The organism is Gordonia paraffinivorans NBRC 108238, from assembly GCF_000344155.1.
Classification (GTDB): domain Bacteria; phylum Actinomycetota; class Actinomycetes; order Mycobacteriales; family Mycobacteriaceae; genus Gordonia; species Gordonia paraffinivorans.
Map to the genome: position 1 here is coordinate 100,142 of NZ_BAOQ01000001.1, position 23,235 is coordinate 123,376.

The 23,235-nt window shown below is 69.0% G+C and carries 20 protein-coding genes and 2 tRNA genes; 18 read left to right on the forward strand and 4 right to left on the reverse strand.

Translation table 11 applies throughout. The features are described from left to right. Positions 1–5 precede the first annotated feature (5 nt). From GP2_RS00420 to GP2_RS00430, 3 genes are all read left to right on the forward strand, one after another. Positions 6–485, forward strand: coding sequence for a ribose-5-phosphate isomerase (locus tag GP2_RS00420; protein ID WP_006898461.1), 480 nt, complete (start codon positions 6–8; stop codon positions 483–485). A gap of 3 nt (positions 486–488) precedes the next feature. Continuing rightward, a complete protein-coding gene (locus GP2_RS00425; RefSeq protein WP_006898462.1) occupies positions 489–1,292 on the forward strand; it encodes an Fpg/Nei family DNA glycosylase in 804 nt (267 codons plus the stop codon). 85 nt (positions 1,293–1,377) lie between these two features. Beyond that, positions 1,378–2,325, forward strand: coding sequence for a PE-PPE domain-containing protein (locus GP2_RS00430; protein ID WP_006898463.1), 948 nt, complete (start codon positions 1,378–1,380; stop codon positions 2,323–2,325). Between the two features lie 98 nt (positions 2,326–2,423). On the opposite strand, the gene GP2_RS00435 is transcribed toward GP2_RS00430, so the two are convergent. Further along, positions 2,424–3,161: a L,D-transpeptidase gene (locus tag GP2_RS00435; protein ID WP_083900159.1), complete on the reverse strand. Its 738-nt coding sequence runs from the start codon at positions 3,159–3,161 to the stop codon at positions 2,424–2,426. A 253-nt stretch (positions 3,162–3,414) separates the two neighbouring features. Continuing rightward, positions 3,415–3,600, reverse strand: a complete 186-nt coding sequence (locus tag GP2_RS21060; RefSeq protein WP_083900160.1) for a hypothetical protein — start codon at positions 3,598–3,600, stop codon at positions 3,415–3,417. 202 nt (positions 3,601–3,802) lie between these two features. Between GP2_RS21060 and GP2_RS00440 the strand changes: the two genes are divergently transcribed. Further along, positions 3,803–4,099, forward strand: coding sequence for a hypothetical protein (locus GP2_RS00440; protein ID WP_255218578.1), 297 nt, complete (start codon positions 3,803–3,805; stop codon positions 4,097–4,099). A gap of 88 nt (positions 4,100–4,187) precedes the next feature. On the opposite strand, the gene GP2_RS00445 is transcribed toward GP2_RS00440, so the two are convergent. Next, positions 4,188–4,258: transfer RNA gene (locus tag GP2_RS00445), tRNA-Gly, on the reverse strand. 223 nt (positions 4,259–4,481) lie between these two features. Between GP2_RS00445 and GP2_RS00450 the strand changes: the two genes are divergently transcribed. The 5 genes from GP2_RS00450 (at position 4,482) to clpX (ending at position 9,182) form a co-directional block, all read left to right on the forward strand. Then, positions 4,482–4,555 (forward strand) — tRNA-Pro (locus GP2_RS00450). A gap of 84 nt (positions 4,556–4,639) precedes the next feature. Then, the gene (tig, locus tag GP2_RS00455) at positions 4,640–6,004 is read left to right on the forward strand and encodes a trigger factor (RefSeq protein ID WP_006898467.1); all 1,365 of its coding nucleotides are present in this window, start codon (positions 4,640–4,642) and stop codon (positions 6,002–6,004) included. 323 nt (positions 6,005–6,327) lie between these two features. Beyond that, the gene (locus GP2_RS00460; RefSeq protein ID WP_006898468.1) at positions 6,328–6,927 is read left to right on the forward strand and encodes an ATP-dependent Clp protease proteolytic subunit; all 600 of its coding nucleotides are present in this window, start codon (positions 6,328–6,330) and stop codon (positions 6,925–6,927) included. Between the two features lie 58 nt (positions 6,928–6,985). Then, a complete protein-coding gene (locus GP2_RS00465) occupies positions 6,986–7,684 on the forward strand; it encodes an ATP-dependent Clp protease proteolytic subunit (RefSeq protein ID WP_006898469.1) in 699 nt (232 codons plus the stop codon). A 217-nt stretch (positions 7,685–7,901) separates the two neighbouring features. Then, complete coding sequence (clpX, locus tag GP2_RS00470; RefSeq protein WP_006898470.1) at positions 7,902–9,182, forward strand: ATP-dependent Clp protease ATP-binding subunit ClpX; 1,281 nt, start codon at positions 7,902–7,904, stop codon at positions 9,180–9,182. Positions 9,183–9,264: 82 nt separating this feature from the next. Here the strand turns inward: clpX and GP2_RS00475 are convergent, their stop codons facing one another. Then, on the reverse strand, positions 9,265–11,586 hold the full coding sequence (locus GP2_RS00475) for an FdhF/YdeP family oxidoreductase (protein ID WP_006898471.1): 2,322 nt from the start codon (positions 11,584–11,586) through the stop codon (positions 9,265–9,267). A 49-nt stretch (positions 11,587–11,635) separates the two neighbouring features. On the opposite strand from GP2_RS00475, the gene mobA reads away from it, so the two are divergent. The 9 genes from mobA (at position 11,636) to rpmA (ending at position 23,148) form a co-directional block, all read left to right on the forward strand. Beyond that, positions 11,636–12,286 carry a molybdenum cofactor guanylyltransferase gene (mobA, locus tag GP2_RS00480; RefSeq protein ID WP_006898472.1) on the forward strand — a complete coding sequence of 217 codons (651 nt, stop codon included), beginning with the start codon at positions 11,636–11,638 and terminating at the stop codon, positions 12,284–12,286. Positions 12,287–12,343: 57 nt separating this feature from the next. Then, positions 12,344–15,016 carry a valine--tRNA ligase gene (locus GP2_RS00485; protein WP_051997129.1) on the forward strand — a complete coding sequence of 891 codons (2,673 nt, stop codon included), beginning with the start codon at positions 12,344–12,346 and terminating at the stop codon, positions 15,014–15,016. Continuing rightward, complete coding sequence (gene folC / locus GP2_RS00490) at positions 15,013–16,527, forward strand: bifunctional tetrahydrofolate synthase/dihydrofolate synthase (protein ID WP_006898474.1); 1,515 nt, start codon at positions 15,013–15,015, stop codon at positions 16,525–16,527. Before GP2_RS00485 ends, folC begins: the two co-directional genes overlap by 4 nt. After that, a complete protein-coding gene (locus tag GP2_RS00495) occupies positions 16,524–16,913 on the forward strand; it encodes a DUF4233 domain-containing protein (RefSeq protein WP_006898475.1) in 390 nt (129 codons plus the stop codon). Before folC ends, GP2_RS00495 begins: the two co-directional genes overlap by 4 nt. 200 nt (positions 16,914–17,113) lie before the next feature. Continuing rightward, positions 17,114–17,572 (forward strand): hypothetical protein, encoded by a 459-nt coding sequence (locus GP2_RS00500; protein ID WP_006898476.1) that lies wholly within the window; start codon positions 17,114–17,116, stop codon positions 17,570–17,572. A 68-nt stretch (positions 17,573–17,640) separates the two neighbouring features. Further along, positions 17,641–18,057 carry a nucleoside-diphosphate kinase gene (gene ndk / locus GP2_RS00505; protein ID WP_006898477.1) on the forward strand — a complete coding sequence of 139 codons (417 nt, stop codon included), beginning with the start codon at positions 17,641–17,643 and terminating at the stop codon, positions 18,055–18,057. A gap of 423 nt (positions 18,058–18,480) precedes the next feature. Next, the gene (locus GP2_RS00510; RefSeq protein WP_006898478.1) at positions 18,481–22,245 is read left to right on the forward strand and encodes a translation initiation factor IF-2 N-terminal domain-containing protein; all 3,765 of its coding nucleotides are present in this window, start codon (positions 18,481–18,483) and stop codon (positions 22,243–22,245) included. 289 nt (positions 22,246–22,534) lie between these two features. Beyond that, positions 22,535–22,846 (forward strand): 50S ribosomal protein L21, encoded by a 312-nt coding sequence (gene rplU / locus GP2_RS00515; RefSeq protein ID WP_006898479.1) that lies wholly within the window; start codon positions 22,535–22,537, stop codon positions 22,844–22,846. A gap of 38 nt (positions 22,847–22,884) precedes the next feature. Further along, positions 22,885–23,148 carry a 50S ribosomal protein L27 gene (gene rpmA, locus GP2_RS00520; RefSeq protein ID WP_006898480.1) on the forward strand — a complete coding sequence of 88 codons (264 nt, stop codon included), beginning with the start codon at positions 22,885–22,887 and terminating at the stop codon, positions 23,146–23,148. Positions 23,149–23,235: the final 87 nt, after the last annotated feature.

Genomic DNA, 23,235 nt, shown 5'->3' on the forward strand with positions numbered 1-23,235 from the left:
GAGCCATGCGTGTCTACCTCGGTGCCGACCATGCCGGATTCGAACTCAAGAACCAGATCGCCGACCATCTGAGGGCGAACGGCCACGAGGTGGTGGACTGCGGCGCCCACGTCTACGACGCCGCCGACGACTACCCGGCGTTCTGCATCGACGCGGCCACCCGGACGGTCGCCGACCCGGGCAGCCTGGGCATCGTGCTCGGCGGCAGCGGCAACGGCGAGCAGATCGCGGCCAACAAGGTCCCCGGCGCCCGCTGCGCGCTCGCCTGGAGCGTCGAGACCGCACAGCTCGCACGCCAGCACAACAACGCACAGCTGATCGGCATCGGCGGCCGCATGCACTCCACCGAGGAGGCCCTCGCCATCGTCGACGCGTTCCTGTCCACCCCGTGGTCGAACGAGGAGCGCCATCAGCGCCGCATCGACATCCTCGCCGAGTACGAGCGCACCGGCGTCGCCCCCGAGGTTCCGCAGCCTCCGGCCTGATCGGTGCCCGAGGGCCACACGCTGCACCGGCTCGCCCGCCGGCAGCAGCGAGTCTTCGGTGGGCAGCGCGTTCGCGTGAGCAGTCCCCAGGGGCGGTTCGCCGACGGTGCGGCCGCGGTCGACGGCATGACGTTCCACGCCGCCGAGGCGTGGGGGAAGCATCTCGTCCACCGATACCGCGACGGTGACACCGAACGGATGGTGCACATCCACCTCGGCCTGTACGGCGCCTTCACCGAACTGACCGCACCGATCCCGGAACCGATCGGCCAGGTGCGGATGCGGATCGCCACCGAGGAGGCGGCCGCCGACCTGCGCGGCCCCACGGCCTGTGAGATCTACGGGCCCGCCGATCTCGAGGCACTCATCGCACGTCTCGGGCCGGACCCGTTGCGGCGCGACGCCGATCCCGACCGGGCCTGGGCGTCGATCGCTCGGTCGGCGCGTCCCATCGGCGCCCTGCTCATGGACCAGAAGGCGGTCGCCGGGGTCGGCAACGTCTACCGCGCGGAGATCCTGTTCCGGGCCGGCATCGACCCGATGCGCGCCGGTCGGCGGATGGCGCGCGAGGAGTTCGACGCGCTCTGGCAGGACCTGGTCGGGCTGATGAAGGTGGGCGTGCGGAGAGGGCGTATCCACGTGGTGCGTCCGGAGGACGATCACGGCGCGCCGGCCTACGCCCCGGACCGTCCCCGCACCTATGTGTACCGGCGCGCAGGTGAGCCGTGCCGGATCTGCGGGACGCCGGTCATGATGACCGAGCTCGAGGCCCGCAAGCTCTATTGGTGCCCGGTCTGCCAGACCTGAGCACGCACCGCCGGTCGCGTCGCCGCCGAGCTCTCAGCCAAACCACAGCCGCGGTGCGGGTGGACTCTCACCTGCGCCGTGGACCATGGGGCGGGTGAGACCGACCTTCGAGCATGCCCGTCCCGCCTCGCCCGCCGTCACCGTGTTCGTCGTCGGCGGGACCGGTGAGTCCCACCTCGGCGACCGCCGGACCGAGGTCACCGGGTTGCTGTCCGGGGTCGCCGACGTCCTCGACGAGCGGTTCGCCTGTCGCTGGGTGGGCTATCCGGCCAGCTACGGACCCGCGCCCGAACCCGGCGGGATGAGCTTCGCCGACAGCGTGGCGATCGGTGCCGCCCGGCTCGCGAGCCTCCTTGAGGTCTCGGCGGGAACTGTTGCGCTGGTCGGCTATTCGCAGGGGGCGGTGGTCATCCGAACGGCGCTCGCCGCCCTGGCCGAGCGCGGGGACGACGTGCTGGGGCGCATCCTCGGGATCGGCTTCGTCGCCGACCCCCATCAGCCTCCGGGCGCGGTGCCCGGTTGCGACGGGTGGGGTGTCGCGGGGCCGGGGCAGCCGCTCCCGCCCGGCATACCGGTGATCTGGGTCGGCGCCCCGGACGACATGATCTGCAACGCCCGGCCCGACTCGCTCGTGCGTGACATCGCGGACCTCACCCGCGCCATGGCGGCGGGAACCGCCGGTCGCTGGTTGCGAAGCGCCTGGGAAACCCTTCGTCGCAACGACCTGCAGAATGCCGACCGCACCGCCGTGCGGCCGTCGCAGTGGCGTCGCGACGTCGGGCGCCTCGCGTCGGCCTGGTGGGAGATCCGCTGCTACCTCCCGGGCGCGCTGCGGTTCGCCGGACGGAGTTGGGTCAACGCTCCGGGCGGACGCCACACCTCGTATGGGCACGAGCCGTACCGCCGGGACTCGGTGACCGATCCGGCGACGACCGGATGCCAGGTGGTCGCCCACTGGTTACAGGTCCGGGCGACCTTCACCGCCGCGGACACCTCGGTCGACGGCTCCCGCCCACGGCCCGGGGCGGCGTGATCGGCTGACCACATCGGGTTGGGCGGCACGTCGAAAGGCGCAGGACCGGCCACCTGCTGGTGACCGGCCCTGCGCCGATGATCTTTGTCGAGGTGCGACTAGTCGCCGGTGTACTGCCCGCCGATGGTGCCGCGCACCACGATCGGGGTGCCGCGCGGGATGTTGTCGTACACCCACTTGCCGTTCTCGGTCGAGACGTTGATGCAGCCGTGGCTGACGTTGCTCACGCCCTGCTGCTCGACCGACCACGGGGCGGCGTGGATGAAGATGCCGTCCCAGGACATGCGGGTCGCGTACTCGACGTAGGTTCGGTAGCCCTCTGCGGAGTCGACCGGGACGCCGTACGTGGACGAGTCCATGTACATGTCGCGGTACTTCTCCTTGGTGTGGTAGACGCCGTTCGGGGTCGGATGCTTGTCCGAGCCCATCGAGATCGGCATCTTCTTGACGATCTCGCCGTCCTTCCACCACCAGATGGTGTGGGCCTTGTCGTCGGCGAGCGCGACGTAGCCCGTGGAGGTCTTGACGTTCGGCATGGCCGGCTCGGCCGGCTTCTCCGGCGTCTTGCTCGTCGACGGAGGCTGCGGGGTCTCCGGGGTCGACGGGGCAGGCGGGGTCGGCAGTCCGGGGATGTTCGGGATCTCGACGGGCGGAAGGCCCGGGATCACCGTGACCGGAGCGGCGTTCGCGACGCCGGGGAGGGCGAGAGCCATGGTCAGCACGCCCGCGGCGACGCCGGCGAGGCGTCGGGTCGAGCGTCGGCCTGCAGTCCGCGAGGTCGGAGCTTTTCTGGTCAGCACAGGTCGTACCTTCGGGTCGATGAATATCTCGCGCATCACCTGAAGCGCGATCCCATCGTTACACAACCGTTGCCTGGGGGCCAAGGAATGCCGGGACGGCTCACCCGACACGATCTCGAACGTCGGGTGCGGCGTGGCAAAAACCCGAGGTGGGCGCGCCGCAGGCGACTCCTGTGATCGTAGTCACAGAACGGGTTGGGAAGGGCGCCGTCATCTCATCTGCTTACATCCTCGCCCGCGGAGGCGGACTCGACAACAGGATCACTTGTCCCAGTCGGGAGGGGTTTGCTCAGGCGGGTTGCAGGTGTTCGGTGCGGAGGTGGCGTGCCGGTTCCGCACACGTCTCGTCGCGGCAGACGAGCATGACATCGACTCGGCCGAGCCCGGTCTCGGACTCGACGACATCGCGGCGGACGTAGAGGGGCGCGCCGCATGACTGACACTTGCGCTGGGTCTTGCTGTAGGTGGAGGACATGACTCCAGGGTACGCCTGTGTGGTTTGCGTCACAGGGGTATTGCAGCTCGGAAAACGCAGGCCGCAGGGGGTCTGATCAGGGGCAGAGTGGAACCGACGCCGAACGCGACAGTGGTGGGGCACGTGCTGCGCGTCTCGGGTCGGGGGGCTGCCGGGGTCGGCGTTCACAACCGACTACGGAACGGAAGAACCGATGAAGAGGATGGCTCTAACGACGATGTTCGCCCTGGGGGTTCTCGTCGGTGGCGTGGGGGTCGCCCATGCGGAGGGCTCCTGCACGATGCCCATCGCCAACGGGCAGGTGGCCCCGTGCCCGCCGCCGGTCATATCGACGGGGCCGGGGGATGAGTCCCCGGGTCCTGCGACGACGGGACCGACGTCGACGGGACCCAAGACCGAATACATCTACGAAGAACCGTACTGGGATCCGTACGTCCCCTATGACCCGTACGTCCCCTATGACCCGTACGTGCCGTATGTCCCGTTCATCCCGGAGTGAGGGAGGGGTGCCGTCGGGGGATCGACGTCACACCCGGATGAAAAGACGAGAGGCGAGGGTCGCCGTCGACCCTCGCCTCTCGCGTCAGAGCGGGTGACGGGAATCGAACCCGCGTAGCTAGTTTGGAAGACTAGGGCTCTACCATTGAGCTACACCCGCGTGCTCACGACCCGCGGTTGTCCCGCGCGGCGCTTGCGTTCAGAAACTGTACATAAAGTCGCGTCGGATTTCTAAATCGGGGTGGGCGCGTCGGGGCCGGGTTCGGTGCCCGGTGGGGTCCGGGGCACCCGTGCGTCACGCCGACGCCGGGGCCACGTACTATCTCCTGTTGGCCCTGATGTGCGGTCGGCCGCCAACGGCCTCGCCGCGACCTCCAGGACCGCGGGATGTGGCGCAGCTTGGTAGCGCATCCGCTTTGGGAGCGGAGGGTCGCAGGTTCAAATCCTGTCATCCCGACTCGTCGGTTGTGACCGTCACGGGTCACGGGAGCACATCCACCGAAACCGAACTTTTCATCAGACGCAGATATAAGGAGCAGGCGTGAAGAGCACTGTCGAGCAACTCACCCCGACGCGAGTGAAGCTCAACGTCGAGGTCCCGTTCGAGGAGCTGTCGGCAGACTTCGACCGGGCCTACCGGTCGTTGGCCCAGCAGATCCGGATCCCCGGGTTCCGGCCGGGCAAGGCGCCCGCCAAGTTGATCGAGGCCCGCGTCGGTCGCGACGCGATCCTGGCGCAGGTCGTCAACGACGCCCTTCCCGCCAAGTACTCCGAGGCGGTCGCCGAGACCGAGACCAAGGCCATCGGCCAGCCGGAGATCGACCTCGGTGAGCTGAAGTACGGCGAGACCATCAGCTTCACCGCAGAGGTCGACGTCCGTCCCGAGATCGAGCTCCCGGACTACTCGACCCTGTCGGTCACCGTCGACGCCATCGAGATCGACGAGGCCGACGTCGACGCCCAGCTCGAGAACCTGCGGGCGCGCTTCGGCACCCTCAAGGGCGTCGAGCGCGGCATCGAGAACGGCGACTTCGTGTCCATCGACCTCGAGGCCACCGTCGACGGCAAGCCGGTCGAGGAGGCCAGCACCGAGGGCCTGTCGCACGAGGTCGGCTCCGGTCAGCTCGTGGACGGCCTCGACGAGGCGCTCATCGGTCTGAAGGCCGGCGAGACCAAGGAGTTCACCACAAAGCTCGTCGCCGGTGAGCACGCCGGCGAGGAGGCCGTGGTCAAGGTGACCGTGCAGTCGGTCAAGGAGCGCGAGCTGCCCGAGGTCGACGACGAGTTCGCCCAGATGGCCAGCGAGTTCGACACCGTCGAGGAGCTGCGCAACAGCCTCCGCGAGCGCGTCGAGCAGTCCAAGAAGCTCGAGCAGGCCAACAAGATCCGCGACGCCGTCCTCGACGAGCTGCTCGCCAAGATCGAGATCCCGCTGCCGGAGAAGATCGTCGAGGAGGAGATCGAGGGCCAGCAGCACCAGATCATCCACGCGCTCGGCCACGACGACGAGCAGGTCGCCAAGTTCCTCGAGGCGCAGGGCAAGACCCGCGAGGAGTGGGACGCCGAGACCCGCGAGGAGGCCGAGAAGTCGGTCAAGCAGCAGCTGCTCCTCGATGCCATCGCCGACCAGCAGGACACCCAGGTCAGCCAGGACGAGCTGACCCAGCAGATCTTGTTCACCGCGCAGCGCTACGGCATGCCGCCGCAGGAGTTCATCCAGCAGCTGACCCAGGCCAACCAGGTCGGCGCCGTCTACGCCGACGTCCGCCGGGGCAAGTCGCTGGCCGCGATCGTCGGCCAGGTGACGGTCACCGACAGCAACGGCGCGGCCGTCGACACCGCCGAGTTCTTCGGCGGCAACGACGATGACGCCGACGCCGACGAGGCCGCCGACTCGGAGGACTGAGTCCCGCCGCTGACGTCGGCGCCCCGCTCCGACGTTCGGCCCGCACCGCACGAACCGATCGCCGGTCCCCGCACGCAGGGGGCCGGCGATCGGCGTCGATGCCGGGGTCTGCCCGTCCCGGATGCGCTCGAGTGCATCGACGCTTCGCCGACGTGACCTGTTCTGCTCTCAGCGAATACACGTGTCCTCGGCGGTGCCGGCGGCGGGGGATTGACTAGTGTCGGTGAGGACGTCATCAGACAGATCGGAACATGCGCGACGCCCGGTCGGCTTCGCCGGCGGGACGCGCGCAGGTCATGACAACAAGGCAAAGGTAGGAATCCGTGAGTGAGCCGACCATCCACACACCCTCGATGAGTTCGGGTGTGGCTGGGTTGAACCTGACCGACTCGGTGTTCGAGCGTCTGCTGCGCGAACGCATCATCTTCCTGGGCACCCAGGTCGATGACGACATCGCCAACCGGCTCTGCGCCCAGATCCTGTTGCTCGCCGCCGAGGATCCGAGCAAGGACATCCACCTCTACATCAACTCGCCCGGTGGCTCGGTCACCGCGGGCATGGCCATCTTCGACACCATGCAGCTCGCCGAGTGCGACGTCGCGACCTACGCGATGGGCATGGCGGCGTCGATGGGGCAGTTCCTCCTCGCCGCCGGCACCAAGGGCAAGCGTCACGCCCTGCCGCACGCGCGCATCATGATGCATCAGCCCTCGGCCGGCATCGGCGGCACCGCGGCCGACATCGCCATCCAGGCCGAGCAGTTCGCGCTCACCAAGAAGGAGATGAACCGGCTCAACGCCGAGTTCAGCGGTCAGCCGCTCGAGAAGATCGAGCGCGACGCCGACCGCGACAAGTGGTTCACCGCGCAGGAGGCCCTCGAGTACGGCTTCGTCGACAAGGTGATCACCCGCGCGGGGCAGTGATCCCGCGGATCGCCCGACCAGCCACCTCCGAGCCACCCTCTACTCATTGGAGCAACAGATGACCAACTCCTTCTCGCTCGACGGACTGCCCGCCGAGGTCGCCGCCGGTATCCCCGCGTCGGCGTTGGCGCTCAAGAACATCGAGGCGCGCTACATCCTGCCGCAGTTCATCGAGCACACCCCCAACGGGCAGCGGCAGTACGACCCGTACGCCAAGCTGTTCGAGGAGCGCATCGTCTTCGTCGGCACGCCCATCGACCAGGTGGTGTCCAACGACGTCATGGCCCAGCTGCTCGTGCTCGAGTCGCAGGACCCCGATCGCGACATCACGATGTACATCAACTCGCCCGGCGGCAGCGTGCCCGACATGCTCGCCATCTACGACACGATGCAGTACGTCCACTGCGACATCGTGACCGTCTGCCTGGGTGAGGCCGCGTCGGCCGCTGCGATCCTGCTCGCCGGCGGAACCCCGGGCAAGCGCGCGGCACTGCCGAACGCGACCGTGCTGATCCACCAGCCCCGCACCGGCGGCGCCTACCAGGGCCAGGTCTCCGACCTCGAGATCCAGGCCGCCGAGATCGAGCGCATCCGCGATCGTCTCGACGAGATCCTCTCCAAGCACACCGGTCAGCCCAAGGAGAAGATCCGCAAGGACACCGACCGCGACAACATCCTGACCGCCGAGGCGGCCAAGGAATACGGAATCGTCGACGAGGTCTTCGAGTACCGCAAGAAGTCGATGAGGAAGTCCTGACCCTCGTCACAAACGAGTTCAGCTCGTCGCGGGGAAACCCCTCGGGAAATCTCCTCGCGACATTTGGCCTTATCGGTCGAAGTTCGGGCGACGCGCGGGTACCGTCGGGTTACCGGGCACAGGGATGTCGATCAGTCGACTCGTGCCCGCCTGCGTGCGACGCGACGGACGGACGAGACACCACAGTCCGGCAACGAGGAAGTAGGTACAACGCGAGATGGCACGAATCGGAGATGGCGGCGACCTGCTGAAGTGCTCTTTCTGCGGCAAGAGCCAGAAGCAGGTGAAGAAGCTCATCGCCGGTCCAGGCGTGTACATCTGCGATGAGTGCATCGACCTCTGCAACGAGATCATCGAGGAAGAGCTCGCCGAGAACGGCGACGTCAAGCTCGACGAACTCCCCAAGCCCGCGGAGATCCGGGACTTCCTGGAGAAGTACGTCATCGGGCAGGACAAGGCGAAGCGCACCCTCGCGGTGGCGGTCTACAACCACTACAAGCGCATCCAGGCGGGCGAGAAGAAGGACGCCCGCACGGGTGAGACCGTGGAACTGGCGAAGTCGAACATCCTGATGCTCGGCCCGACCGGTTGCGGCAAGACCTACCTCGCCCAGACCCTGGCCAAGATGCTCAACGTGCCGTTCGCGATCGCCGACGCCACTGCGCTGACCGAGGCCGGGTACGTGGGCGAGGACGTCGAGAACATCCTGCTGAAGCTGATCCAGGCCGCCGACTACGACGTCAAGCGCGCCGAGACGGGCATCATCTACATCGACGAGGTCGACAAGATCGCCCGCAAGAGCGAGAACCCGTCGATCACCCGCGACGTGTCCGGCGAGGGTGTCCAGCAGGCGCTGCTGAAGATCCTCGAGGGCACCCAGGCGTCGGTCCCGCCGCAGGGCGGGCGCAAGCATCCCCATCAGGAGTTCATCCAGATCGACACCACGAACGTCCTGTTCATCGTGGCGGGTGCATTCGCCGGTCTGGAGAAGATCGTCTCCGAGCGGATCGGCAAGCGCGGCCTCGGCTTCGGCAACGAGGTCAAGGGCAAGGACGACATCGACACCACCGACCAGTTCGCCGACGTCATGCCGGAGGACCTGATCAAGTTCGGTCTCATCCCCGAGTTCATCGGCCGTCTCCCGGTCGTCGCCTCGGTGACCAACCTCGACAAGAAGTCGCTGGTGGCGATCCTGTCGGAGCCGAAGAACGCACTCGTGAAGCAGTACACCCGCCTGTTCGAGATGGACGGCGTGGAACTCGAGTTCACCCAGGATGCCCTTGAGGCGGTCGCCGACCAGGCGATCCACCGCGGCACGGGCGCCCGCGGTCTGCGCGCGATCATGGAAGAGGTCCTGCTGCCGGTGATGTACGACATCCCGAGCCGCGACGACGTCGCCAAGGTCGTGGTGACCGGTGAGACGGTGCGCGACAACGTGCTGCCGACCATCGTCCCGCGCAAGCCGTCGAGCGACGAGCGTCGCGACAAGAGCGCCTGACAGGCTTTCCATCTCCTGAGGACGAGAAAAGAATCCCCGCCCGGATCATCCGGGCGGGGATTCTTTTCTCGTAGGGGAGCGCTCAAGCCGGTTCGAGTCGGATGACCACCGCCTTGGACACCGGGGTGTTGGACTCCTTGGCCACCGAGTCGAGCGGGACCAGCGGGTTGGTCTCCGGGTAGTAGGCCGCGGCGTTGCCCCGCGGGGTGTCGTAGGCCACGATCTCGAAGTCGTGCACGCGACGCTCCTCGAGGCCGTCGGAGCCCCGGAACTCCGAGACGATGTCGACGTGCTGGCCGTCGCGGAGGCCGAGCGCGGTGATGTCGGCCGGGTTGACCATGACCACGCGCCGGTTGCCGGAGATGCCGCGATAACGGTCGTCGTGCCCGTAGACGGTGGTGTTGTACTGGTCGTGGCTGCGCAGCGTCTGCAGGATCAACCGGCCTTCGGGGATGGGCACCCACTCGAGCGGATGGTGCGCGAAATGCGCCTTCCCGTCCGGGGTGTCGAACGATCGGCTGTCGCGCGGCGGATGGGGGAGCACGAAGCCGTCGCTGCGCCGGACTCGGATGTTGAAGTCCTCGAACCCCGGGATCACCCGCTCGATCCGATCGCGGATGACGTCGTAGTCGGACATGAGCTGCGCCCAAGGCACCGCGTGATCGGTCCCGAAGGCGCGCTGCGCGAGCTCGCAGACGATGGCGACCTCGCTGCGCAGCTGGTCGGAGACCGGCGGAAGGGAACCGCGCGACAGATGCACCACCGACATCGAGTCCTCCACCGAAACCCGTTGCGGCACACCGTCGACGACGTCGAGGTCGGTGCGGCCGAGGGTCGGCAGGATGAGGGCGTGGCGGCCTGTGGCGAGATGTGACTCGTTTAGCTTGGTCGAGACGTGCACGGTCAGCGCGCACTTGCCCAGTGCGGCGGCCGTGGCCTCGGTGTCCGGGGTCGCCGACACAAAGTTGCCGCCCATGGCCATGAACACCCGGACCCGGCCCGCGGCCATCGCCTTGATGGCCGCGACCGTGTCGTAGCCGTGCTTGCGGGGGCTGGTGATGCCGAACTCGGCGTCGAGGGCGGCCAGGAAGGATTCCGGCATCTTCTCGTAGATGCCCATCGTGCGATCGCCCTGCACGTTGGAATGCCCACGGACCGGGCACAGTCCGGCGCCGGGCTTGCCGATCATGCCGCGCAGCAGCAGCACGTTGGTGCCCTCGGCGATCGTGGCGACGGCGTGACGGTGCTGGGTGAGTCCCATCGCCCAGCACAGCACGATGCGCTGCGAGGTGCGCACCGCATCGGCGAGGTCCTCGATCTGCTTGCGGGTCAGGCCGGTGATGTCGGCGACCTCGTCGAGGTCGACGTCGTCGAGCAGGGCGAGGTAGTCGTCCACCCCGGCGCAGTGCTCGTCGAGGAACTCGTGGTCGAAGACGGTTCCCGGGGCGGCGCGTTCGGCGTCGCGCAGCAGTCGCGCGACCCCGCGGAACAGCGCCATGTCCGAGCCGAGGCGGAGCTGCAGGAAGTCGTCGGCGAGGGGTGTGCCGGAACCGAGGACGCCGCCGACCTTCTGCGGGTCCTTGAACCGCATCAGGCCGGCCTCGGGCAGGGGGTTGATCGCGACGATCCGCGCCCCGTTGTGCTTGGCCTTCTCCAGGGTCGCCAACATGCGGGGATGGTTGGTGCCCGGGTTCTGGCCGGCGATCAGGATCAGGTCCGCGGCCTCGAGATCGGGCACGGTCACCGATCCCTTGCCGATGCCGATCGACGTGCCCAGCGCGGCGCCGGACGACTCGTGGCACATGTTCGAGCAGTCGGGCAGGTTGTTGGTGCCGAGGCTCCGGGCGAACAGTTGGTAGACGAACGCCGCCTCGTTGCTGGTGCGGCCCGACGTGTAGAAGACCGCCTCATCCGGGGACGAGAGCGCGCCCAGCTCGTCGGCGATGATCCCGTAGGCCTCGTCCCAACTCACCGGCCGGTAGTGGGTGTCGCCCGGGGCCAGGTACATCGGGTGGGCCAGGCGCCCCTGCTGCGACAGCCAGTAGCCACTCCGGGTCCGCAGGTCCTCGACGCCGTGCCGCGCGAAGAACTCGGGCGTGACGGCGCGGCGGGTCGCCTCCTCGGCGACGGCCTTGGCGCCGTTCTCGCAGAACTCGGCGTGCTTGCGATGGCCGGGGGTCTCGGGCCAGGCGCAGCCCGGACAGTCGAAACCGTTGCGCTGGTTGAGGTGGAAGAGCGTCTGCGCGGTGCGCACGGGTCCCATCTGCTCGAGTCCGCGCTTGAGTGCGACCGCCACGGCGGGGACGCCGGCGGCCCACGTCTTGGGATGCTTGCGGTGGACCTCGCGGGGTTCGGTGATCGACGGCTCGGTGGTGCGGGGGTCACCCTGGGGGGAGGGGCTCATGATGACCATCTTGCCCCGCGGTGACGGGGTTTCGCGCAGACTGTTGGTTGTGACTCAAGACACCCCGAATCCGGAATCCATCCGCCTGGCGGGCATCGTCCTGGCCGGTGGCCGATCACGCCGCATGGGCAGCGACAAGGCCGCACTGGACTGGGAGGGCGAGCCGATGCTGGCCCGGGTGGTGCGGGTGCTGCAGGAGCGATGCGACCCGGTCCTGGTGGTGGCGGGCGAGAGGTCCGCGGCATACCAGGGCATCGACGACATCCGGGGTCGCGCCGCCCCGGGCATCGATCGCGACCGCGTGCGCTGGGTGACCGACGAGCAGGAGGGCGTCGGCCCGCTCGGCGGGCTGGTCGCCGGCCTGGCCGCGGCCGCCGACGCGGGCGCGCAGTACGCGTTCGTCTGCGCCACCGACATGCCGCTCATCGCGCCGGGACTGATCGACGAGCTGCGGCGCGGACTCACCGGCTCCACCCAGGCGGTGATCGCCCGCGACGCCCAGCGCGACCACCCGATGGCCGGGATCTACCGCACCGACACCGCGCCGGTGATAGCCGATCTCGTCGCCGGCGGCGAGCGGCGGATGCTCGGCGCCATCGAGGCCCTCACCACCCATCGCGTCGGGGTGTCGGAGCCGGACTGGCTCGTCAACGTCAACGCGCCCGAGGACCTGCACCGGCTGCGTGCGGTGTCGCGGTAGGGACCGGCCGCGCCGGGGCGGGACCGGCGGCGAGGTCACACCCGGCGGAAACATAGAATGGCGCCCGTGACATCACTCGACCCGACATCCGCGCTGCCCGAGAACGACCTGCCGAAATCTTGGGACCCGGCCGAGCACGAGTCGGCCCTCTACCAGGGCTGGGTAGATGCCGGCTACTTCACCGCCGACGCGACGAGTGACAAGCCCCCGTTCTCGATCGTGATCCCGCCGCCCAACGTCAACGGGTCGCTGCACATGGGTCACGCCTACGAGCACGTCCTCATGGACGCCCTCTGCCGTCGCCGGCGCATGCAGGGCTACGAGGTGCTCTGGCTGCCCGGCATGGACCACGCGGCGATCGCGATGCAGACGATGGTCGAGCGCAAGCTCGCCGCCGAGGGCAAGACCCGCGACGATCTCGGCCGCGAGGCCTTCATCGAGCGGGTGTGGGCCGAGAAGGCGGAGATCGGCGGCAACATCGGCGAGCAGATGCGGCGCCTCGGCGACGGCGTCGACTGGTCGCGCGAGCGCTTCACGATGGACGAGGGTCTCTCGCGCGCCGTGCACACCGTCTTCAAGAAGATGTTCGACGACGGGCTGATCTACCAGGCCGAGCGCCTGGTCAACTGGTCGCCGGTCCTCAAGACCGCGGTCAGCGACATCGAGGTCAGCTACGCCGACGTCGAGGGCGAGCTGGTCAGCTTCCGCTACGGCTCGCTGAACGACGACGAGCCGCACATCGTCGTGGCCACCACCCGTCTGGAGACGATGCTCGGCGACACCGCGATCGCCGTGCATCCCGACGACGAGCGGTACAAGCACCTCGTCGGCACCGAGCTGCCGCACCCGTTCCTCGACCGCACCATCCCGGTCATCGCCGACGACTACGTCGACCCCGAGTTCGGCAGCGGCGCGGTCAAGATCACCCCCGCACACGACCCGAACGACTTCGCGATCGGCCAGCGGCACAACCTGCCGATGCCGACGATCATGGACGAGTCGGCCCGGATCGCCGGCACCGGAACGCAGTTCGACGGCATGGACCGCTTCGAGGCGCGCGTCAAGGTGCGCGAGGCCCTCGCCGAGCAGGGGCGCATCGTCAAGGAGGTCCGTCCGTACCTGCACAGCGTCGGGCACTCCGAGCGCACCGGTGAGCCCATCGAGCCGCGCCTGTCGATGCAGTGGTGGGTCAAGGTCTTCGAGCTGGCCAAGGCCGCCGGCGACGCCGTCCGCGACGGCTCGACCGTCATCCACCCGAAGTCGATGGAGCCGCGCTGGTTCGCCTGGGTCGACGACATGCACGACTGGTGCATCTCGCGTCAGCTGTGGTGGGGCCACCGCATCCCGATCTGGTACGGCCCCGACGGCGACGTGATCTGCGTCGGTCCCGACGAAGAAGCGCCGGAGGGTTACGTCCAGGAGACCGACGTCCTCGACACCTGGTTCTCCTCGGGGCTGTGGCCGTTCTCCACGATGGGCTGGCCGGACGAGACCGCCGACCTCGAGAAGTTCTATCCCACTTCGGTCCTCGTGACCGGTTACGACATCCTGTTCTTCTGGGTGGCCCGGATGATGATGTTCGGCACCTACGTGGGCAAGGATCTCGGGTCGGACAAGAAGGTCCCGTTCCACAACCTGTTCCTGCACGGGCTCGTGCGCGACGAGCACGGCCGCAAGATGTCGAAGTCCAAGGGCAACGGCATCGACCCGCTCGACTGGGTGGAGCGCTACGGCGCCGACGCCCTGCGGTTCACCCTCGCCCGCGGCGCCAACCCGGGAGCCGACATCTCGGTCGGCGAGGACCACGCACAATCGTCGCGCAACTTCGCGACGAAGCTGTACAACGCGACGAAGTTCGCGCTGATGAACGGCGCCAAGATCGCCGACCTGCCCGACGCCGCCGAGCTCACCGATGCCGACCGCTGGATCCTGGGTCGCCTCGACGAGGTCCTGGCCGAGGTCGACGCCGGCTTCGAGGCCTACGAGTTCTCCAAGGCGTGCGAGGCGCTCTACCACTTCGCCTGGGACGAGGTGTGCGACTGGTACCTGGAACTGGCGAAGGTCCAGTTCGCCGAGAACGACGAGGCGCGTTCGGAGAACACGCGGATCGTGCTCGGAGCGGTGCTCGAGCCGCTGCTGCGCGCCCTGAGCCCGGTCATGCCGTTCGTCACCGAGGTGCTGTGGAAGGCGCTGACCGGCGGCGAGTCGTTGGTCGTCGCGCAGTGGCCGGCCCCGTCGGGCCGCGACTGGTCGGCCGATTCGGCCGCCCGCATCGCCGACCTGCAGAAACTCATCACCGAGGTGCGCCGATTCCGCAGCGACCAGGGCCTGCGCCCGGGCCAGCGGGTGGCCGCGCAGTTCGAGGGCCTGGGGGAGTCGGGACTCGAACCGCTGCTGCCGTTCGTGCAGAGCCTCGCCCGCCTCGACGCGGCCGGACCCGACTTCGGGGCCACCGCGACCATCGAGGTGCGGCTGTCGGTCGGCACGGTCACCGTCGCCATCGACACCTCGGGCACGGTCGACGTGGAGGCCGAGCGCAAGCGCCTCACCAAGGACCTGACCGCCGCCGAGAAGGAACTCGCGACCACGTCGGGCAAGCTGGGCAACGAGCAGTTCCTGGCGAAGGCGCCCGACCACGTCGTCGACAAGATCCGTGAGCGGCAGCGGATCGCCGCCGAGGAGGTCGAGCGGCTGAAGGCCAAGCTGGCGAGTCTGGCCGGGCGAGCGTGAGCGACGAGAACGGCTTCCCCGAGGAGGATCCCGCCGTCGTGGGCGAGGATCCGCTGGGTCTGTCGTCGCTGCTGGACGACGAGGAACCGGCGCCGGCCCCCGAACCGCTGCGGGCCGGCGACAGCCCCGAGGACCTCGCCGAGCTCGCCGAGGTCGAGGCCGAACTCGACACCCGCTGGCCGGAGACGAAGATCGAGCCGTCGCTGACCCGGATCTCGGCGCTCATGGACCTGCTCGGGTCGCCGCAGCGCGCGTACCCGGCGATCCACATCGCCGGCACCAACGGCAAGACGTCGGTGACGCGCATGATCGACGCGCTGATGCTCGCGCTGCACCGGCGCACGGGCCGCATCACCAGCCCGCACCTGCAGCGGGTCACGGAGCGGATCTCGGTGGACGGCAAGCCGATCCCGGCGCGGACCTACATCGACACCTATCGCGAGCTCGAGCCCTACATCACGATGGTCGACGACAGCTCGACCGCGTCGGGCGGTCCGCGGATGAGCAAGTTCGAGGTGCTCACCGCGATGGCGTACGCCGTCTTCGCGGAGGCTCCGGTCGACGTCGCGGTGGTGGAGACCGGGATGGGCGGACGCTGGGACGCCACCAACGTCATCGACGGGACGGTCTCGGTGATCACGCCGATCGCCATGGACCATGCCGACTACCTGGGTGACTCGCTCACCGCGATCGCCGGGGAGAAGGCGGGCATCATCAAGCCCGGGGACCCCGACGCGATCGGGGCCGTCGACCCGGTGACCATCATCGCCGAGCAGGCGCCCGAGGTCATGGACGTGTTGCTGCGGGCCGCCGTGGAGGCGGGAACCGTCGTGGCGCGCCAGGGTTCGGAGTTCGCCGTGCTCGACTCGGTGCTCGCCGTGGGTGGCCAGATGCTCACCATCCAGGGTCTCGGCGGGGTCTACGACGAGGTCTTCCTGCCGCTGCACGGCGCGCACCAGGCGGCCAACGCGGCGGTCGCGCTCGCAGCGGTCGAGGCGTTCTTCGGCGCGGGGCCCGATCGGCAGCTCGACGTCGACGCGATCCGCAGCGGCTTCGCGTCGGTCTCGAGTCCCGGACGGCTCGAACGCCTGCGCAGCGCCCCGACGGTGTTCGCCGACGCGGCGCACAACCCGCACGGCGCCGCCGCCCTCGCGCAGGCGCTGGCCGAGGAGTTCGACTTCCGCCGGCTCGTCGGCGTCGTCGGCGTGCTGGGGGACAAGGACGCGCGCGGGCTGCTCGAGGCACTCGAGCCCGTCTTCGACATGATCGTCGTCACCGACAACGGTTCGCCGCGGGCGCTCGACCCGGAGACGCTCGCCGAGTACGCACACGAGGTGTTCGGCGAGGACCGCGTCGTCGTCAAGCCCTTCCTGCCCGACGCCGTCGAGGAGGCGATCGCACTGGCCGAGGAGGCCGACGGCGAACGCATCTCCGGCGCCGGGGTCGTCATCACCGGTTCGGTCGTCACCGCCGGTGCCGCACGCACACTGTTCAACAAGGAACCCACATGACCCGCTACACCCCGCCGACCACCGATCCGTGGAAGGGCCTGCGCGGCGTGATGGCCGGGACGATGATCCTCGAGGTCATCGTCGTGATCCTGGCGTTCCCGATCGTGTGGCGGCTCGGCGGCGGCCTGACCTGGTTGTCGGGCGGGTACCTCACGGTCCTCCTCGTGCTGATGATCCTGGCCTCGGGCATGCAGGGGCGGCCGTGGGCGCTCAACCTCGACCTCGCGTTGCAGGTCGCGGTGATCGTCGGAGGCCTCTTCCACTGGTCCATCGCGGCGGTCGGTCTCGTGTTCGGGTCGGTGTGGCTCTACATCCGCTATGTGAAGCTCGACGTCGAGAAGCGGATCGAGCAGGGGCAGCTCCCGGGTCAGGAACCGATCGACTGAACGTCCCGGCGGACGGTCAACGTTGGTCAGGCGGCGCTTCGCCAGCCGCAAGACCTGTGTCCGGACCGTTATCGCCGAAGCGTGCCGCACAGGCGGTGTTGCTGCGACAATGGCGCATGCCGTGGGGGAGCCGAGGAGTTCCGCCCGGCCGCTTCCTGTCGCGACCCGATCGTGACGACACACCCGACGTGAGGACGTACGTGCAGTTCCTGCTCTCCCGCACCCCCGCCCGCTCCGATCGCACCCGCTCGCTCGCCTGCGCGGCACTCCTCGGCGCGGCAGCCGTCGCCCTCGGCGCTCCCGCTGTCGCGGCCGCCGATCCCGCCCCCGAGCAGACCCCCGAGGCGATCGCGGCGTTCACGGTGCCCACGGCCGACGCACCGGTCCCCGTGTCCGGCGGCGAATTCGGCTGGGTCGCGACCCACGCGATCACCAAGCAGCTGGCCGGGATGAACGCACCCGAGGCGATCGCGACGCTGCCGGTTCCGGCGCAGTACAAGCCGGCCAACCTCGGCCTGGCCCAGCAGTTCGATCTGGCCCTCACCGGTGCGCTGGCCTCGCCCGGCGGCTGCCTGCAGGTCGTCATCGATCCCCGATCGACGTCGGGCAACCTGTTCAACTACGGCTTCTTCCCGGTGGCAGGTGAGTACTGCTCCTGATCGCGGCTCTCCCGATCGGGCCTCGCCTGCCGGGAGGCGGCATCGGGCCGGTCGTTAAGGTGTCTGTCGTGACTGAACGCACTCTCGTACTCATCAAGCCCGACGGCGTCAAGCGCAACCTCGTCGGCGACATCATCAGCCGGATCGAGCGCAAGGGCCTGTCCATCGTCGCCCTCGAACTGAAGACCGCGAGCGACGAGGTGGCCCGCGGCCACTACGCCGAACACGAGGGCAAGCCCTTCTATCCGTCGCTGCTGGAGTTCATCACCTCCGGCCCGCTGGTCGCCATGGTCCTCGAGGGGCACCGTGCGGTCGCGGCCTTCCGTCAGATCGCCGGCGGCACCGACCCGGTGGAGAAGGCCGTGCCCGGCACCATCCGCGGTGACTACGCCCTCGAGACCCAGTACAACATCGTCCACGGATCCGATTCGCCGGAATCGGCCGAGCGTGAGATCGCCCTCTGGTTCCCCGGACTCGCCGGCTGATTCTCTCGTCTCTTCTCCGACGCGCGCTTGCGTAAAGCGCATACTTTGCGGCCATCCGGCCGCCGTGTGGGATACTTGCACAGTTATCGCCGACACACTTTGTCGACGGTGGCCGGATGACGCGCCTAGGTTCGGCGCCTCGCGGTGCGGCCAGCTGCACCGCGATGCTCAAACCACAGCTGACCCCGCCGAGGTTTGGCTGCTGCCAGCAGCCGAGACTCAGGTATTGCCCTGTGCCCGGTGGCGTGGAAGGCGCCCGGGATGCGGTCATCGACACAGCAAGAGCGTTCTCTGCTGACCGGAAAGTCAGGTCCAGCACGACTACGCGCAGACCACACAACACCGGCCCGCGTGGCCGGGACACAGAGCAGACCCTCGCGTGGCCGCGTCAGCCCGACGCGCCCGGGGGTTCGAGGAGACTGAGTGACCGACAACGGGTCACCGGCTGACGCGAACGCAGCGTCGGAACCGGTGGAGGAATTTCCCAGCAAACTTCGTGTGCACGCACTGGCCCGCTTCCTGGGGCTGACGAGCCGACAGGTGCTGGCCCACCTGGCCACGCTCGGCGTGCAGACACGCAGCCCCCAATCAAGCGTCGACCGTGAGTTGGCGCAGGCCGTGGCCGAACGGGTCCGGGCGAACATCCCCGCCGAGGAGGTTGCCGCCGCCGAGCCTGCGGCCGAGACCGCCCGGGCCGAGGAGCAGGCAGCCGAGGCCGCGACGGCTCCGGAACCGGAGGCCCCCTCCGCGGAACCGGTTGCCGAGGAGCCCGCGGCTGAGCAGGCCCCCGCCGAAGGGGCGGCCGACACCGCTGCCGAGGAGTCGGCGTCAGAAGCGGCCGACGCGGCCTCGGCCGGCAAGGAGGCTTCCGACGAGGCCGAGCCGGAACAGGGCCCGGCCGGCGAGCCCACTCCCGCCGACGAGCCGCTGAGCCTGTTCTCGGCGGCCTCGACGCAGTACCACGAGCCGATCGTCACGGCGCCGGTCCCCACGAACACGCCGTTCGACGTCGCACCCCTGTTCCTCCCGCCGCAGCCCCCGGCTCCGGGTGACGAGGTGGACGAGGACACCGCCGACGAGGTCGGAGGCGAGGCCGCGGCCGGTCGCGTGACCGCCGAGGACTCGAGCACGGACACCCCGGACGCCGAGACGACCGACACCGGCACCGGGACGACCGACACCGCGACGACCGACACCGCGACGACCGGCACCGGAACCGGCGAGGACAAGGACTCCGAGTCCGACAACGACTCCGACGATTCGGGATCGGGTTCGGGCCGTAGCCGCCGTCGTCGCCGGGGACGCCGCGGTCGTGGCCGCGGTCGCGGCGACCAGGGCGCCGACGCCGAGAACAACGACGACTCGACCAACGGCGACTCGTCGGACTCCGATGACTCCGACGACGCGGCGGGGGAGTCCGCCGACGAATCGGCAGGGGAGTCCGCCACGGGGTCGGAGGACTCCGACTCCGGCGAGGGCGCCCCGACCGGTCGACGTCGCCGGCGCAGCCGTCGCTCGTCGTCTGCGTCTCAGGGCGGCGAGTCCGACACGGACGAGTCCTCGGAATCGCAGGACAAGGAGTCCGGCGACTCCGAGACCGCGAGCAAGGACGCCAAGAAGGGCAACCAGGACAAAACCGGGGACAAGAACGCGCAGGACAAGGACGGCGGGGCCGAGGACGACTCCGAGGGCGCAGAGTCCGACGACGAGTCGGGCTCCGACTCCGAGGGCTCGGACTCGGGCGAGGTGTCGTCGACGCGTCGCCGTCGTCGTCGTCGCCGTCGCAAGGGTGTCTCCGAGCCCGACGAGGGCTCGCCCGACGATCCGCCGAACACCGTCGTGCACGAGCGGGAGCCCCGCAGCAAGCGGGCCCGTGACGAGGTCCAGGGGATCTCGGGTTCCACCCGGCTCGAGGCCAAGCGCCAGCGCCGCCGGGACGGCCGCGACGCCGGCCGTCGCCGCCCGCCGATCCTGACCGAGTCGGAGTTCCTCGCGCGCCGCGAGGCCGTCGACCGGGTGATGGTGGTGCGCGAGCGCAGCGCCAACAGCCGCATCGTCGACGCCGACGACCACCAGCCCGTCGAGGACTACACCCAGGTCGCCGTGCTCGAGGACGGCGTCCTCGTCGAACACTTCGTCACCACCGCGAACTCCGCGTCGATGGTCGGCAACATCTACCTCGGACGCGTGCAGAACGTCCTGCCCGGCATGGAGGCGGCGTTCGTCGACATCGGCCGCGGCCGCAACGGCGTGCTCTACGCCGGCGAGGTCAACTGGGACGCCGCCGGACTCGACGGCGGGTCCCGCAAGATCGAGCAGGCGCTCAAGCCCGGCGACAACGTCCTGGTGCAGGTCAGCAAGGACCCGGTCGGTCACAAGGGCGCCCGCCTGACCACCCAGATCTCACTGGCCGGTCGTTACCTCGTGTACGTGCCCGGCGGCTCGTCGACCGGCATCAGCCGCAAGCTGCCCGACGTCGAGCGCAAGCGGCTCAAGCAGATCCTGGCCAAGCTCGTCCCCGACGACGCCGGCGTCATCATCCGCACCGCCTCCGAAGGCGTGAGCGCCGAGGAGCTCGGTGCGGACATCGCCCGTCTCGAGGCGCAGTGGAAGTCCATCGAGGAAGCGGTCGAGACGGCCAAGAAGAGCGGCTCGACGGCGCCCAAGGCGCTCTACGAGGAGCCCGACCTTCTCGTGCGGGTGGTGCGCGACCTCTTCAACGAGGACTTCAAGAAGCTCGTCGTCGAGGGCGACAACGCATGGAACCTGGTCGAGGGCTACATCAGCTCGGTGGCTCCCGACCTCATGGAGCGCGTGGAGAAGTTCAGCAAGCCGCACGCCGACGCACCGGACTCGTTCGCCGTTCACCGCATCGACGAGCAGCTGGCCAAGGCGCTCGACCGCAAGGTGTGGCTGCCGTCGGGCGGCACGCTGATCATCGAGCACACCGAGGCGATGACGGTCATCGACGTCAACACCGGCAAGTTCACCGGTTCGGGCGGCAACCTCGAGGAGACGGTCACCCGCAACAACCTCGAGGCGGCCGAGGAGATCGTGCGGCAGATGCGCCTGCGCGACATCGGCGGCATGATCATCGTCGACTTCATCGACATGGTGCTCGAGTCGAACCGCGATCTGGTGCTGCGGCGTCTCACCGAGGCGCTCGCCCGTGACCGGACCCGCCACCAGGTGTCGGAGGTGACCTCGCTCGGCCTGGTCCAGATGACGCGCAAGCGCCTGGGCACCGGCCTGCTCGAGGCCTTCTCGACCACGTGCACCGCGTGTGGCGGGCGTGGGCTCATCGTCCACCAGAACCCGGTCGAGGTCCGACCCGACGACTCGGCGCGCGCCGAGGGCGGTTCCAAGCGGTCGCGCCGAGGCAAGAAGAAGTCCGAGCCGGCCGCGCCGGAGGCGAAGCCGGCGGCGCTGCCGCCGCACAAGCCGGCCGCCGAGCACCCGCTGTTCCGCGCCATGGCCGCGCACCACCACGACGAGGATCACGAGGGTGAGCACGTCGAGGAGGTGCAGGCCCGGGCCGACGAGGTCCGGGTCGAGGAGAGCTCGGCAGCCGAGGGCAAGGCGGTCGCCGAGGCGGGGGAGACCCGCGCCGAGAAGCGCGCGGCCGGTCCGAAGGGCGACGAGACCAAGGCCGCTGAGACCAAGGCCGCTGAGACCACGGCCGCTGAAACCAAGGTCGACGAGGCCAAGGCCGATGGGGCCAAGGTCGGTGGGGCCAAGGTCGACGAGGCCGGCGCCGCGACAGCCGAGGGCGACGAGACCGAGGCCGAGACGGCCGAGGGCGAGAAGGCCGAGGGCGAGCGGTCGGAGGGCGAGCAGTCGGAGGGCACCGCTGCGGAAGCCGACGAGGCCGCCGACAGCACGCCGGTGGTCGAGCAGGAACCGGAGTCGCAGGCCGCACGCGAACCGGCCGGCGAGGCGCCCGAGACCGGCGACAAGCCCGCCGCGACCACCCGCCGTCGTCGCCGCGCCGTGCGCCGTCCGGTGCAGACGACCACCGCGCCGGAGAACGTCATCATGACCGCATCCGATGCAGCACCGGCCCCGGAGCCGACGACAACCTTCGGGCCGATCTCGCCGGACCCTGCCGAACCGGTTGTCGCGGTCCGGCGTCGTCCGCGGCGTCGGACGGCCGGACGGCCTGCGGGGCCGCCCCCGGCCGACGACTGATCGTTCGAGGTGAAGGGGCGGCGGGCCGAGTTTGACCCGGCCACCGCCGTTCCCGTAACCTTGAAAGGTCGCCTCCCGCGGAGGGTCTGCGCTGTTCTGTGCTGAGCTGTGACTCGGCAACAGCCACGGTGCGAATCCCGTGGCAGGCCCTCTGGTGTGATCTGCAGCCACTCCCGGTCGCCATGACTGGGTGGATTGCGGCCCGCGCCGGCATGCACTACACGAACGCCTTCGAAAGCGCCCGGCGCTGGCGAAGGGCCCGACCAGACGAGTAAGAGGAAGAACTTCGATGGCAACGTACGCGATCGTCAAGACCGGCGGTAAGCAGTACAAGGTCGCTGAGGGCGACATTGTCAAGGTCGAGAAGATCGACGGGGAACCCGGCACCGAGGTGAAGCTGCCGGTCGCGTTGGTCGTCGACGGCTCGAACCTGACCACCGACGCCGACGAGCTGGCCAAGATCTCGGTCACCGGCGAGGTCGTGGAGCACGTCAAGGGCCCCAAGATCCGCATTCACAAGTTCAAGAACAAGACCGGCTACCACAAGCGCCAGGGCCACCGTCAGAAGCTGACGGTCCTGAAGGTCACCGGCATCAAGTAGTTCGATCAGCTTCGCGAAGACCTCAGGAGGACTGACAGATGGCACATAAGAAGGGCGCATCCAGCTCGCGCAACGGTCGCGATTCCAACGCCAAGCGACTCGGCGTCAAGCGTTTCGGCGGCCAGCAGGTGAACGCCGGCGAGATCCTGGTCCGTCAGCGCGGCACCAAGTTCCACCCGGGCGTGAACGTCGGCCGCGGCGGCGACGACACCCTGTTCGCCCTCGCTTCGGGCGCGGTGGAGTTCGGCACCAAGCGTGGCCGCAAGACGGTCAACATCGTCCCGGAAACCGCTCAGGTCTGACCCGAGCACTCCGGCACACAAGCCTTTACACAGGGCGGGCAGGGTCATCGCGTACCCGGCCCGCCCTGTCTTTTTTCCACGGAAGTA

Bases quoted from the DNA above. Each gene is read 5' to 3' on its own strand.
- GP2_RS00420 (WP_006898461.1), top strand. From the start codon at position 6: ATGCGTGTCTACCTCGGTGCCGACCATGCCGGATTCGAACTCAAGAAC.
- GP2_RS00430 (WP_006898463.1), top strand. From the start codon at position 1,378: ATGGGGCGGGTGAGACCGACCTTCGAGCATGCCCGTCCCGCCTCGCCC.
- GP2_RS00435 (WP_083900159.1), bottom strand. From the start codon at position 3,161: ATGCGCGAGATATTCATCGACCCGAAGGTACGACCTGTGCTGACCAGA.
- GP2_RS21060 (WP_083900160.1), bottom strand. From the start codon at position 3,600: ATGTCCTCCACCTACAGCAAGACCCAGCGCAAGTGTCAGTCATGCGGC.
- GP2_RS00440 (WP_255218578.1), top strand. From the start codon at position 3,803: ATGGCTCTAACGACGATGTTCGCCCTGGGGGTTCTCGTCGGTGGCGTG.
- GP2_RS00465 (WP_006898469.1), top strand. From the start codon at position 6,986: ATGACCAACTCCTTCTCGCTCGACGGACTGCCCGCCGAGGTCGCCGCC.
- clpX (WP_006898470.1), top strand. From the start codon at position 7,902: ATGGCACGAATCGGAGATGGCGGCGACCTGCTGAAGTGCTCTTTCTGC.
- GP2_RS00475 (WP_006898471.1), bottom strand. From the start codon at position 11,586: ATGAGCCCCTCCCCCCAGGGTGACCCCCGCACCACCGAGCCGTCGATC.
- GP2_RS00485 (WP_051997129.1), top strand. From the start codon at position 12,344: ATGGCGCCCGTGACATCACTCGACCCGACATCCGCGCTGCCCGAGAAC.
- GP2_RS00495 (WP_006898475.1), top strand. From the start codon at position 16,524: ATGACCCGCTACACCCCGCCGACCACCGATCCGTGGAAGGGCCTGCGC.
- rplU (WP_006898479.1), top strand. From the start codon at position 22,535: ATGGCAACGTACGCGATCGTCAAGACCGGCGGTAAGCAGTACAAGGTC.
- rpmA (WP_006898480.1), top strand. From the start codon at position 22,885: ATGGCACATAAGAAGGGCGCATCCAGCTCGCGCAACGGTCGCGATTCC.